Annotated in this window: 10 protein-coding genes; 8 read left to right on the forward strand and 2 right to left on the reverse strand. The window is 73.0% G+C overall.

Annotated features, from left to right (window positions below; translation table 11 throughout):
* Window positions 1–450: 450 nt before the first annotated feature.
* The 5 genes from OG689_RS36935 (at window position 451) to OG689_RS36955 (ending at window position 6,667) form a co-directional block, all read left to right on the forward strand.
* Window positions 451–1,479 carry a phosphotransferase family protein gene (locus OG689_RS36935; protein WP_266325732.1) on the forward strand — a complete coding sequence of 343 codons (1,029 nt, stop codon included), beginning with the start codon at window positions 451–453 and terminating at the stop codon, window positions 1,477–1,479.
* Window position 1,480: 1 nt separating this feature from the next.
* Window positions 1,481–2,704 (forward strand): acyl-CoA dehydrogenase family protein, encoded by a 1,224-nt coding sequence (locus OG689_RS36940; protein WP_266325734.1) that lies wholly within the window; start codon window positions 1,481–1,483, stop codon window positions 2,702–2,704.
* The gene (locus OG689_RS36945; protein ID WP_266325736.1) at window positions 2,701–3,894 is read left to right on the forward strand and encodes an acyl-CoA dehydrogenase family protein; all 1,194 of its coding nucleotides are present in this window, start codon (window positions 2,701–2,703) and stop codon (window positions 3,892–3,894) included. Before OG689_RS36940 ends, OG689_RS36945 begins: the two co-directional genes overlap by 4 nt.
* Window positions 3,891–5,036 carry an acyl-CoA dehydrogenase family protein gene (locus OG689_RS36950; RefSeq protein WP_266325738.1) on the forward strand — a complete coding sequence of 382 codons (1,146 nt, stop codon included), beginning with the start codon at window positions 3,891–3,893 and terminating at the stop codon, window positions 5,034–5,036. The genes OG689_RS36945 and OG689_RS36950 overlap by 4 nt, the downstream gene beginning before the upstream one ends.
* A gap of 212 nt (window positions 5,037–5,248) precedes the next feature.
* Window positions 5,249–6,667: an esterase gene (locus OG689_RS36955; protein ID WP_266325740.1), complete on the forward strand. Its 1,419-nt coding sequence runs from the start codon at window positions 5,249–5,251 to the stop codon at window positions 6,665–6,667.
* A 90-nt stretch (window positions 6,668–6,757) separates the two neighbouring features.
* Here the strand turns inward: OG689_RS36955 and OG689_RS36960 are convergent, their stop codons facing one another.
* Together OG689_RS36960 and OG689_RS36965 are read right to left on the reverse strand one after the other, a co-directional pair.
* Window positions 6,758–7,096, reverse strand: a complete 339-nt coding sequence (locus OG689_RS36960) for a hypothetical protein (protein ID WP_266325742.1) — start codon at window positions 7,094–7,096, stop codon at window positions 6,758–6,760.
* A gap of 126 nt (window positions 7,097–7,222) precedes the next feature.
* Window positions 7,223–8,797 (reverse strand): APC family permease, encoded by a 1,575-nt coding sequence (locus OG689_RS36965; protein WP_266325744.1) that lies wholly within the window; start codon window positions 8,795–8,797, stop codon window positions 7,223–7,225.
* 329 nt (window positions 8,798–9,126) lie between these two features.
* On the opposite strand from OG689_RS36965, the gene OG689_RS36970 reads away from it, so the two are divergent.
* The 3 genes from OG689_RS36970 to OG689_RS36980 all read left to right on the forward strand — a co-directional run bounded on the left by OG689_RS36970 (window position 9,127) and on the right by OG689_RS36980 (window position 12,419).
* The gene (locus OG689_RS36970) at window positions 9,127–10,233 is read left to right on the forward strand and encodes a substrate-binding domain-containing protein (protein ID WP_266325746.1); all 1,107 of its coding nucleotides are present in this window, start codon (window positions 9,127–9,129) and stop codon (window positions 10,231–10,233) included.
* A gap of 66 nt (window positions 10,234–10,299) precedes the next feature.
* The gene (locus tag OG689_RS36975; protein WP_266325748.1) at window positions 10,300–11,088 is read left to right on the forward strand and encodes an ATP-binding cassette domain-containing protein; all 789 of its coding nucleotides are present in this window, start codon (window positions 10,300–10,302) and stop codon (window positions 11,086–11,088) included.
* A 62-nt stretch (window positions 11,089–11,150) separates the two neighbouring features.
* On the forward strand, window positions 11,151–12,419 hold the full coding sequence (locus OG689_RS36980) for a sugar ABC transporter permease (protein ID WP_266327709.1): 1,269 nt from the start codon (window positions 11,151–11,153) through the stop codon (window positions 12,417–12,419).
* The last annotated feature ends 86 nt before the right edge of the window (window positions 12,420–12,505 follow it).

Consider the following 12,505-nt stretch of genomic DNA (forward strand, 5'->3'; position numbering starts at 1 on the left):
GCGCCATCCTCGTCACCGGCCCGCGGCAACGGGCGGGGGAGGCTCAGCGGCGGTGGACCGGTGCCACTCAGGGCGGCCTGGAGGGCGGCGGGAAAGCTCCGGGCCTCGGCGGCGAACACGTCGGGGGCGGCGGTGAGGACGTCGGGGGCGGCGGTGAGCACGAGGTGGTCGGCGACGCCGGTTGCCCCGACGGCCACGGTCTCCGTACGACTTCGCATGCGGAGAGCACAGGGGGCCCGGGTCGCGGTCCTGCACGCATCCGCGCCGCCCGCCGGCCCGGAGGTCGCCCGCGTACTCCCGCCGCACAACCCGTGGCGCCCGGCAATCGGGTGCACCGATCGGGGAGGGGGCGTTGACAGGGCACCCCCCTCGGCTGAATGCTAAGCAAGCGCTTAGTCACCCGGTGGGGCCTCCGCCGGGCGGACCACCGAAACGCTTGGGAGCGAGCCGATGTCCGACACCCCCGCCGACCCGCCCGGTCTGGACCTGGCGCGGCTGCGCGTCCACCTGGACCGCGAGCTGCCGGGCCTGGTCCGGGGCCCGCTGCGGGCCGAGTTGATCGAGGGCGGCCGCTCCAACCTGACGTACGTCCTCTCCGACGGCGCGTCCAGCTGGGTGCTGCGCCGGCCGCCGCTCGGCCACGTCCTCGCCACCGCGCACGACATGGGCCGCGAGTACCGGGTGATGACTGCCCTGCGGGCCACGCCGGTACCCGTGCCGGACACCCACCTGCTGGTCGAGGACACCGAGGTGATCGGCTCCACCTGGTACCTGATGTCGTACGTGCCCGGTGTCGCCCACCGGGACGCCGCCGCGATCACCGCGCTCGGCCCGGAGCGGGTCCGGGCGCTCGGCCTCGGCCTGGCCGAGACCCTGGTCCGGCTGCACGCCATCGACCCGGCCGCCGTGGGCCTGGCCGACTTCGGCCGCCCCGAGGGCTATCTCGCCCGTCAACTGCGTCGCTGGAGCACCCAGTTGGCCGCCTCGCGGAGCCGTGAGCTGCCCGGCGTCGACGAGTTGCACGCGCTGCTCACCGAGCGGCTCCCCGACTCCCCGGCGCCCACCCTGGTGCACGGCGACTACCGGCTGGACAACGTCCTGGTGGACGGTGAGGACCGGATCACGGCCGTACTGGACTGGGAGATGTCCACCCTCGGCGACCCGCTCACCGACCTCGGCCTGCTCGTGATGTACACCGAACTCGCCGGCGCGGGCGGCGGGATCATCCCGGCCGCCGCCACCGCGCCCGGCTACCCGGCCGCCCCCGAACTGGTCGCCCGCTACGCCGAACTCTCCGGGCGGGACGTCTCCACACTCGGCTGGTACGTCGCCTTCGCCTCGTTCAAGCTCGCCGTGGTCGCCGAGGGCATCCACTACCGCTACCAGCAGGGCAAGACCCTCGGCGCCGGCTTCGAACGCGCCGGCGAGATGGGCCCGATCCTGGTCGACCACGGCCTCGCGGCCCTCAAGGAGCACTGACATGGACTTCTCGTACGACGCCCGCACCCTGGAGCTGCGCGAGCGGCTGCTCGCCTTCATGGACGAGTACGTCCACCCGGCCGAAGCCGTGCTGGAGGAGCAACTCGCCGACCCGGCACGGGATCACTGGGACATCCCGCCGGTGGTCGCCGAACTGCAGGCCCAGGCCCGCCGGCTGGGCCTGTGGAATCTCTTCCTCCCGGGGGAGGGCGGAGCCGGCCTGACCAACCTGCAGTACGCGCCGCTCGCCGAGATCACCGGCCGCAGCCCGCACCTGGCGCCCGCCGCGCTCAACTGCGCCGCGCCCGACACCGGAAACATGGAGTTGCTGGCCCAGTTCGCCGACGCCGACCAGCGCAAGCAGTGGCTGGAGCCGCTGCTGAACGCCGAGATCCGCTCCGCCTTCGCGATGACCGAGCCCGAGGTGGCCTCCTCCGACGCCTCCAACATCGCCACCCGGATCGAACGCGACGGCGACGAGTACGTGGTCAACGGCCGCAAGTGGTACATCACCGGGGCGATGAACCCGGCCTGCAAGATCTTCATCGTGATGGGCAAGACCGACCCGTCCGCCGAGCCGCACCGGCAGCAGAGCATGATCCTGGTGCCGCGCGACACCCCCGGCGTGACCGTCCGGCGCGGCATGCGGGTCTTCGGCTACGACGACGCCGACCACGGCGGGCACGCCGAGATCACCTTCGAGGACGTCCGGGTCCCGGCCGGCAACCTGATCGGCGAGGAGGGTTCCGGCTTCGCCATCGCCCAGGCCAGGCTCGGCCCCGGCCGGATCCACCACTGCATGCGGGCGATCGGGATCGCCGAGCGTGCCCTGGAGCTGATGTGCCGCCGCACCCTGGAGCGGGTCGCCTTCGGCCGCCCGCTGGCCGAACAGGGCGTCGTGCAGGACTGGATCGCCGAGTCCCGGGTGCGGATCGAGCAGGCCCGGCTGCTGGTGCTGAAGACGGCCTGGCTGATGGACACCGTCGGCAACCGGGGCGCCCACACCGAGATCCAGGCCATCAAGATCGCCACCCCGCTCACCGTGGAGTGGATCCTGGACAAGGCCGTCCAGGCGTACGGCGCGGCCGGCGTCAGCCAGGACACCCCGCTCGCCCAGCTCTGGGCCGGCAACCGCACCCTGCGGCTGGCCGACGGCCCGGACGAGGTGCACAAGCGCTCGCTGGCCCGCCGGGAGCTCAAGCGGTACCGGGAGGCCGGGCGATGACCACCGCCGACGAACTCATCACCCTTACCGCCGAGTTGCTGGCCGCCCACGACCCGGCCGCCACCGACCCGCTGGAGTTCCTGCGGGCCCGCTTCGACGCCGGCCTGGCCTGGGTGCACTTCCCGCCCGGCCTCGGCGGCCTCGGCGCGCCGCGCGCCCTGCAGGCCGTGGTCGACGCCGAACTCGCCGCCGCCGGCGCTCCCGACAACGACCCCCGCCGGATCGGCATCGGCCTCGGCATGGCCGCGCCCACCATCCTGCGCTACGGCACCGAGGAGCAGAAGCGCCGCTTCCTGCGCCCGCTGTGGACCGGTGAGGAGGTCTGGTGCCAGCTCTTCAGCGAGCCCGGCGCCGGCTCCGACCTGGCCGCGCTGGCCACCCGTGCCGTCCGCGACGGCGACGGCCCCGACGCCGGCTGGACGGTGGACGGCCAGAAGGTGTGGACCTCCAGCGCCCACCTCGCCCGCTGGGCCATCCTGCTCGCCCGGACCGACCCGGACGTGCCCAAGCACCAGGGCATCAGCTACTTCGTCTGCGACATGACCGACCCCGGCGTGGACGTCCGCCCGCTGCGCCAGCTCACCGGCGAGGCCGAGTTCAACGAGGTCTTCCTGACCGGCGTGCGGATCCCCGACGCGCACCGGCTCGGCGCCGTCGGCGAGGGCTGGCAGATCGCCCAGACCACCCTCAACAACGAGCGGGTCGCGATCGGCGGCCAGCGCACCCCGCGCGAGGGCGGCCTGATCGGCATCCTCGCCGAAACCTGGCGCCGGCACCCCGAGTTGCGCACCCACGAGCTGCACCAGCGACTGCTCCAGGGCTGGACCGACGCCGAGGTGCTCCGGCTGACGGGCGAGCGGCTGCGCCAGCAGCTCGCGGTCGGCCAGCCGGGCCCCGAGGGAGCCGCCGCGAAGCTGGCCTTCGCCCGGCTGGCGCAGGAACTGACCGGACTGGAGGTCGAGTTGCTCGCCGAGCAGGGGCTCGGCTACGGCGACTGGACGATGTCCAGGCCCGAACTGGTCGACTTCACCGGCCGGGACGCCGGCTACCGCTACCTGCGCGCCAAGGGCAACTCGATCGAGGGCGGCAGCTCCGAGATCCTGCGCAACATCATCGCCGAGCGCGTCCTCGGCCTGCCCGCCGAGGCCCGCTCGGACAAGGACGTGCCGTGGAAGGAGTCGGCCCGATGACCGAACTCGACCTGCTGTACTCGGAGGTGGAGGAGGACCTGCGCTCCGCCGTCCGCGCGGTGCTCGCCGACCGCTGCCCGCCGCAGGCGGTCCTCGCGCGCTGCGAGGGGCCCGAACCGCAGGACACCGGGCTGTGGCGCACGCTGGCGCAGGAACTCGGCGTGGTGGCGCTCCAGGTGCCCGAGGCGCTCGGCGGCGCCGGGGCCTCGCTGCGCGAGACCGCCGTGGTGCTGGAGGAGCTCGGCCGGGCCTGCGCGCCGGTGCCGTTCCTCGGCAGCGCCGTGCTCGCCACCACCGTGCTGCTCGCGGCCGGTGACAGGGCGGCCGGCGAGTGGCCCGCACTGTGCGCCGGGGGCCGGACGGCCGCGCTCGCCGTACCGCTGTCCACCGCGCCCGACGCGCCCTTCCCGCTCGGCGTACGGGCCGACGCGGCGGGCGCCTTGACCGGTGCGGTCGGCTCGGTCGCCGACGTTCCGGTCGCCGGCCTGCTGATCGTCCCCGCCGACGGCCCGGCCGGGCCGGGTCTGTACGCGGTGGACGCGGCCGACGTCACGGTCACCGCGCGCGGCTCCCTCGATCTCACCCGTCCGCTCGCCGACGTCCGGCTGGACGGCGCCCCGGGCCGGCTGCTGGTGGGGCCGGACCAGGCTGAGGCCGTGCTGTGGGAGGCCCTGCTGACCGGCGCCGGGCTGCTGGCCTCCGAGCAGCTCGGGCTCGCCGAGTGGTGTCTGGCCACCACGGTGGCGTACCTGCGGGAGCGCCGCCAGTTCGGGCGGGTGGTCGGCTCGTTCCAGGCGCTCAAGCACCGGCTGGCCGACCTCTGGCTGGACATCGCGGGCGCCCGCGCCGCCGCCCGGGCCGCGGCCGACGCGCTGTCCACCGGCAGCGCCGACGCGGCCGTCCTGGTGGCGGTCGCCGCCTCGCACTGCGGCGCGGTCGCCGTCCGCGCGGCGGAGGAGGCCGTGCAGCTGCACGGTGGGATCGGGATGACCTGGGAGCACCCCGTCCACCTCTACCTGAAGCGCGCCAAGGCGGACCAACTGGCCCTCGGCACACCCGGTCGGCACCGGGCCTCGCTGGCCACCCTGGCCGAGCTGCCGGCTCCGGGCCACGGCCGGCTGCCGCGGCTCCCGCACGTCTGACCGGTCCGGCCGTCGCCCGGTCCCGCTCCCACCACCCGGGGCCGGACCGGGCTTCGTCCTGCCGCGGCGGCCGATCGGCCTACCAGTCGTCATACGCCGGTATGAGAGACGGAGTTGGCTCCGGGGTATGACGTGCGGGGGACCGGCCCGACCGTACCGTCGGCGTCGTGGCCCGCCGCACGGAGGCGGGCCGACGGGAGGAGCCGGGACCGATGCACGCCGCACCACCGACCGCCGCACCACCGACCGCCGCACCACCGACCGCCGCACCGCGGAACGCGGCGCCGCCGCTCGCCGTGTCGCCGTCGACCGCAGGGCCGTACCTGACGGGCCGCCGGCGCGGCCTGGCCGTGGCCCTGACGCTGGCCGCGGCGGCCACCCTGCTGGGAGCAGTGGCCGGCCCGGCGGCCGCCGCCGCACCGGCCGGCGTCGGCCTGGCCACCGCGGTGCTCCCGGCCCCCACCGGGCCGTTTCCGGTGGGCACCGCCTCGCTCCGGCTGGCCGACCCCGGCCGGCCCGACCCCTGGCGCCCGGAGCGGACGCGGGAGCTGATGATCAGCTTCTGGTACCCGGCCACCGGGGCGCCGGCCCTGCGGGCCCCGCAGATGGCGCCGCTCGCCGCCGCCCATTTCGGCACCCCACGCGGCGCCGGCTCCTTCAACTACGGCCTGCCGCCCGGCCGGACGGACTGGTCGGCGACCCGTACGCACGCCCGGCAGGGCGTGCCGGCCCTGCGCGCCGGCGGCCCGCGTCCGGTGCTGCTGTACTCCGCCGGCCTGGGCGACCCGCGCACCTGGAACACCGGCCTGGTGGAGGACCTGGCCTCACGCGGCTACGTCGTGGTCACCGTCGACCACACCTACGAGGCCTCCGAGGTGGAGTTCCCGGGCGGCCGCCTCGCGGAGTCGGTCTTCCCCGACCTGGCCGGCCTGCAGGACCCGGCGGCGATCGACGCCGTGCTGCGCAAGGCGATGCGATCCCGGGTGGACGACGTCCGCCTGGTGCTGGACCGCCTCACCGCCCTGCGGACGGGCGACCGCGCCGTCGAGGGCCCCGGCGGCTGGGGCGGCGGCGCCCTGCCGGCCGGCCTGTCGGGCGTCCTCGATCTGGACCGGGTCGGTATGGTCGGCCACTCCGCCGGGGGCTTCACCGCGGCCCAGGCCGTCCACGACGACCCGCGGATCAAGGCCGGCGCCAACCTGGACGGCACGATGGAGTTCCCGCTGCCCGACAGCACCGGCAGCCCCTTCGGCACCGCCGCCCAGGACGGTCTGGACGCGCCCTTCCTGCTGATGGGCACGGACGCCCCGGACTCCGGCGGCCACCAGCAGCAGCCCTCCTGGGAGGCCTTCTGGCAGCACACCCGGGGCTGGCACGCCGATGTGACCCTGACCGGCTCCCGGCACGGCTCCTACACCGACGCCGAGTCGCTGCTGCCCCAGCTGGCCCGGCAGGACGCCGCCCCGGCCGCCACCGTCACCGACGACATCGGGACGGTCCGCCCCGAGCGCGCGGTCGCCGCGACCCGGGCCTACCTGGCCTCGTTCTTCGACCGCTGGCTGCGGGGCCGGGACGACCACCTGCTGGACGGCCCCTCGGCCGGCTTCCCCGAGATGCGATACGTACCCTGACCGTCGGACCGAACGCTCTCCGGACCCGGGCCGGCGCCCCGGGGCCGCAGGGTCGGTCTCCGGCCGGCGCCCCCGAGCGGGGGCGCCCCGTCATGGCGTGCGGCCGGCCGGGGCGGACGGCTCCTCGTCATCCGCCCGCACCGGGCGGCCCCTGCTGCCCCTGCTGCTCCGGCCGGCGCTGACGGCGCTGACGGAGCGCCGGATCCGGACGGTGACGGCGCCGGCGGCGAGGGCCGGGGGCGTGGCCGGCGCCCGCAGCGAGTAGAGCGAGGCGGCCAGCGCGGCCAGCCCCACCACGGCTCCGAGTACGGACGCCACCCGGTCCGCCGTCCCCAGGTCCCCCACCATCACGTAGACCGCCAGCCCGACGGCCGCCAGTGCTCCGAGGGTCGCACCCGCCCACGCCACTGCCCTGTACTGAGCTGTCATTTCCTCATCATCACCCCTGGGCGGCCGTTTGCAAGGGCGATCTGCACGGCAGGCCGATCAACGAATGTGACGAAGAATCAGGCGATCCCCGGGGCGGCCTCGCGGCGGCCGGCCCGGGGATCCGGCTCAGGACTCCGGCGCCGTCTCCGGGTCGGCGGCGCTCACCGGTACGTCGGGGTGCCGGAACCAGGAGCCCTGCACGGCCCACTGGATGAGCATCAGTACGACGCCGAGCAGCAGCGCCCCGATGCCGATCACCGTCACCCCGCCGGTCTCGCCGAACAGTGGCAGGTCGACGGTGGTGCTGCCGTAGTCCGGCTGCGCGTAGACGTCGAAGGCCGCGTAGCAGAAGAAGTACAGCAGCATCAGTCCGCCGAGCAGCGGCAGCACACCCTTGAAGATGAAGTCCTTGGCGCTGCGGGTCAGCACCCGGCGGTAGTACCAGACGCAGGCGAACCCGGTGAGCCCGTAGTAGAAGGCGATGCCGAGGCCCACCGAGGCGATCGAGTCGGCAAGCACGTTGTCGCTGATCGAGGTCAGCAGCACGTAGAAGGCGATCGAGGCGATGCCCATGCCGACCGTCGACCAGGTCGGGGTCTGGTGGCGGGCGTGCACCCGGGCGAACTGGGTCGGGATGGCCTTGTGCGCGGCCATCGAGAAGGTGGTCCGGGCGGTCGGCAGGATGGTGGTCTGGGTGGAGGCCGCCGAGGAGGTCAGCACCATGAAGATCAGCAGCTTGGTGAGGAACCCGCCGAAGCCGGTCTCGCCGAAGATCGCGCCACCGAGGCTGGAGAGCACGTCCTCGGAGTTGTCCGGGTTGCCCAGGCCGATGCCCTCGGTGCCGACGCCGGCGAAGGCCTGTGAGGCGGTGGCGACCAGGGCGTAGATGCCCAGCAGCAGCACGGTGGAGATCACCGCGGCCCGGCCCGGGGTGCGGGCGCTGTCGGCCGTCTCCTCGTTGACCGACACGGCGGTGTCCCAGCCCCAGTAGATGAAGACCGCGGCGAGGATGCCGGAGGTGAGGGCACTGGCGGAGGCGACCTCGAAGGGGTTGAACCAGGAGGCCGAGATCTGGATCGCGGTCTCCGGCGGGCTCGATCCGTAGACCTTCACCAGGGCGGTCACCGACAGCAGCACCAGCATGATGATCTCGATGGTCAGCAGCCAGCGCTGCAGGGCCGCGGAGATCTCGATGCCGATGTAGCAGATCCACGTCATCACGATGATCCAGACGACCCCGGCGATCGTGGTCCAGGTGGTGTTCTCGGCCAGCGAGTCCAGCCCGAACAGCCGGAAGCCGTAGACGCCCGCGATCTGGGCCAGGTTGGCCATCACGATGATGTCCGCGACGACGATGCCCCAGCCGCCGAGCCACCCGGTGCGCGGGCCGAAGGCGCGCGCGGCCCAGGTGAAGGTGGTGCCGCAGTCCGGGTCGGAGGCGTTGAGCTCCTTGTAGGCGTAGGCGATCAGCAGCATCGGGACGAAGCCGAGGATGGTGATGATCGGTGCCTGCAGGCCGACGCCGGCCACGATGATGCCGAGCGTGGCGGCCAGGCTGTACGCGGGGGCGGTGGAGGCGAGGCCGATCGCCACCGAGGAGACCAGGCCGAGCGCGCCGTTCTTGAGCCCCTTCTCGCCGGCTCCGGAGCCGGTGACCAGCGGCGCCGCGGGCGGAGTGGGCCGACCGGGGGGAGTGGACACTGGGCCCCACCCTCTTCCTCGTCAGGTTCTGGTTGGCGGCCTGCGGGACCGCGGCCGGGAGAGGTGCCGGGCCGCGTCCGCGCCGGGCTCCGGCCGCGGACGGCGGCGGGCGCGACGCCCCGGTGGGCAGGCGTCTCACATCTTCCTCCCGCCGCCCGGCGGGTGCCAGAGGTCGCGGTCCGAACGGGCGTTGCCGGTGCCGCGGCGGGGTCCCGTCACCCGTCCGGCCCTGCCGGATGAGCACATTCGGCCGTCCTGGATAGCAGCGGGGAGCGGGTGGTCGGAGACTCGGATCCCGGGGGGTGTTCTCCACTCTGAGAGGCGTTCCAGTGAAGCCAGGTCCTTCCCGCATCGTCGCCGCCGCCGCGGCCGTCACCGTCGCGTTCACCCTCGCCTCGTGCGGGAGCGCGAAGCAGTCCACCGGATCCTCGGGTGGCGGCTCGGGCAGCGCCTCCGGGCCGATCAAGATCGGCCTCCTCCTGCCCGAGACCAAGACGACGCGCTACGAACAGTTCGACAAGCCCCTGATCGAACAGGCGATCAAGGCCATCGCGCCGGACGCGCAGATCGACTACTACAACGCCAACCAGGACGCCACGACGCAGCAGACCCAGGTGGACACCGCGCTCACCAAGGGCAACCAGGTCCTGATCCTGGACGCGGTGGACGCCAAGTCGATCCAGTCCTCGGTGCAGAAGGCGCACGACGCGGGTGTGAAGGTGGTCGCCTACGACCGGCTGGCCCAGGGCCCGATCGACGGCTACGTCTCCTTCGACAACTTCAAGGTCGGCGTGCTGCAGGGCGAGGCGCTGGTGACGGCGGTCGGCGACAAGGCCTCCGCCGGCAAGATCATCATGATCAACGGCTCGCCGACCGACCCGAACGCGGCCGAGTTCAAGGCCGGCGCGCACAGCGCGATGGACGGCAAGCTCACCATCGGCAAGGAGTACGACACCCCGAACTGGGACCCGAACAACGCCAACCAGGAGGCCGCCGCCGCGATCACCGCGCTCGGCGCCCAGAACGTGGTCGGCGTCTACTCCGCCAACGACGGGATGGCGGCCGGTATCGCCACCGCCCTCAAGGCCGCGAACCTCTCCGTGCCGCTGACCGGGCAGGACGCCCAGCTGGACGCGGTGCAGCGGATCCTCGTCAACACCCAGACGATGTCGATCTACAAGCCCTACAAGCCGGAGGCCGAAGCGGCCGCGGCCATGGCGGTGGCCCTGGCCCAGGGCAAGGGTGTGCCGACCGCCTCGGCGACGGCGACCTCCACCAGCGGCAGCGGGCACAAGGTGCCGTCCGTCCTGATCACCCCGATCGTGCTGGTCAAGGCCAACATCAAGGACACCGTGGTGAAGGACGGCCTCTACACCGTCGCGCAGATCTGCACGCCGGACTACGCCGCCGCCTGCGCGGATGCGGGTCTGTCCTGACCGGAGCCCGGCCCACCGTGGCCGGGCCAGTCCGGTCGTGTTCGACGGACTGCGTGAACAAGGGAGTTGATAGCTGTGGCAGCTGAGCCCGTACTCGCGCTGCGCGGGGTCTCCAAACGGTTCGGCGCCGTTCAGGCGCTCACCGACGTCGAGCTGGAGGTGCGCCCGGGCGAGGTGGTCGCCCTGGTGGGCGACAACGGCGCCGGCAAGTCCACGCTGGTCAAGACGATCGCCGGGGTCAACCAGCCGGACGACGGAGTGATCGAGTGGGAGGGCCGGACGGTGTCCATCCACCGGCCGCAGGACGCCCAGACCCTCGGGATCGCCACCGTCTACCAGGACCTCGCGCTCTGCGACAACCTCGACGTGGTCGGCAACCTCTTCCTGGGCCGCGAGATGCGGCACTTCACCATCCTCGACGAGGTCGGCATGGAGAAGCGCTCCCGCGAACTGCTCAGCACCCTGTCGATCCGCATCCCCAGCGTCCGGATCCCGATCGCCTCGCTCTCCGGCGGCCAGCGCCAGACCGTGGCCATCGCCCGCGCCCTGGTCGGCGACCCCAAGGTCGTCATCCTCGACGAACCCACCGCGGCCCTCGGCGTCGAGCAGACCGCCCAGGTCCTGGACCTGGTCGAGCGACTGCGCGACCGGGGCCTGGGCGTCATCCTGATCAGCCACAACATGGCCGACGTGATGGCCGTCGCCGACCGGATCGCGGTGCTGCGCCTCGGGCGCAACAACGGGTTCTTCGACCGGCGCTACACCAACAAGGAAGAGATCATCTCCGCCATCACCGGCGCCACGGACAACGCCGTGACCCGCCGTCAGGCGCGTGGCTCGGAGGGTCAACTGTGAGCGACAACAATCCGCAGCCGGGCGACGGCGAGTTCCACCGCACGCCGCTGCCCGAGGACAGCATGCCCAAGGGCGGTGTCAACGCACCCGTCCCGGTGGCGGCCGACGCCACCCCGGTGGTCGACCCGCGCCTGATCGTGCGGGAAGGAGGCGTGGCGGGCTACCTGGGCGAGTTCAAACGCCGGCTGAGCAGCGGCGAACTCGGCTCGCTCCCCGTGGTGCTGGCCCTGATCATCATCTGGGCCGTGTTCGGCAGCCTGAACAGCACCTTCCTCTCCGCCCAGAACCTCTCCAACCTCTCCCAGCAGATCGTCGGCACCGGGATGATCGCCATCGGCGTCGTCTTCGTGCTGCTGCTCGGCGAGATCGACCTCTCGGTCGGCTCGGTCAGCGGACTGTGCGCGGCCATCTTCGCGGTCATGAACGTCACCCACGGCGTCAACGAGTGGGTGGCCCTGATCTCGGCCATCGCCGGCGGCGCGATCGTCGGCCTGATCCAGGGCCTGTTCTTCGCCAAGGTCGGCGTCCCCGCCTTCGTCGTCACCCTCGCCGGTAACCTCGCCTGGAACGGTCTGATGCTCCAGATCCTGGGCTCCTCCGGCACGGTCAACCTCTCCGGCAAGGACATCGTCTCCCGGCTCTACACCACGATCTACAGCCAGACCATCGCGGCCTACCTGCTCGCGGCGGCAAGCGTGCTGCTCTTCCTGACGGCCAACCTGCTCGACGCCCGACGGCGGAAGGCGGCCGGGGTGCCCTACCGCCCACCGGCCGACATCGCGCTGCGCACCGTGGTGCTGGCCGTCATCGCCTTCGTGGTGGCCTACACGCTCAACCAGTACAAGGGCCTGCCGCTGGCGCTGCTGATCTTCCTGATCTTCATCGTGGTGCTGGACTTCGTGCTCCGCCGCACCACCTACGGCCGGCAGATCTTCGCCCTCGGCGGCAACATCGAAGGCGCCCGCCGGGCCGGTATCAACGTCTCGTGGATCCGGATCTCGGTCTTCATGATCTGTTCCACCATGGCGGCGGTGGGCGGCCTCTTCCTGGCGGCCCAGATCCAGTCGGCCAGCCAGACCTCCGGCGGCGGCAACCTGCTGATGAACTGCATCGCGGCCGCCGTCATCGGCGGGACCAGCCTCTTCGGCGGACGCGGCAGCACCTGGTCCGCACTGCTCGGTGCGCTGGTGATCGGCTCGATCCAGTCCGGCATGAACATCATGGGCGTGAGCAACGCCATCCAGTTCATGATCACCGGTGCGGTGCTGCTCGCCGCGGTCGTGGTCGACTCGCTCTCCCGGCGTACCCAGAAGGCCGCCGGCCGCGCCTGACGCGGCGGTGGTTCCACCCTACGGGGGCCGGCGGTCACCACCGCCGGCCCCCGAGGCGTGCCCGGGCCGGGGCCCCGCGCACCGCG

The organism is Kitasatospora sp. NBC_00240, assembly GCF_026342405.1.
Taxonomy (GTDB): domain Bacteria; phylum Actinomycetota; class Actinomycetes; order Streptomycetales; family Streptomycetaceae; genus Kitasatospora.